Below are 399 nucleotides of genomic sequence, written 5' to 3'. Positions count from 1 at the left end.
TGTGTTTAACAAGTGATAATGTCTTAAGTATTAACAGAGAAAAATGTCCCAAAAAGGTAAATGTCTGAGATAATCTCCATATATCGGAGGTTACGGACAATGAAGAAAGTTAGGTTAACTATGAAGTACGAAGAACAATACAGAATCATCAAAGAGCTGGTTGATCATGGCGGAAACAAGAAAAGAGCTGCCCTTATCTTGGGGATCTCTGTCAGACAGCTGAACAGAAGAATCAACCAGTATCGAAGCAAAGGAAAAGCGGCCTTTGTTCATGGGAACGCCGGTCGCTTACCTGTTAATTGTCTCACCACAGAAATTAACAAACAAATTGTAACTCTATATCGCACCAAATATCAAGACTGCAACTTGACTCACTTCGTTGAGCTACTTGAAGAAATC

1 protein-coding gene is annotated in these 399 nt (G+C 39.1%); it reads left to right on the top strand.

Translation table 11 applies throughout. The annotated features are described in order from the left end of the window. Positions 1 to 120: 120 nt before the first annotated feature. The coding region (locus ACYVUV_RS12385; protein WP_484499584.1) for a helix-turn-helix domain-containing protein at positions 121 to 399 on the top strand (279 nt) is incomplete at its 3' end.

This window comes from Lactobacillus sp. WILCCON 0149 (assembly GCF_057197965.1).
This window is presented reverse-complemented; position numbering and strand designations above follow the sequence as displayed.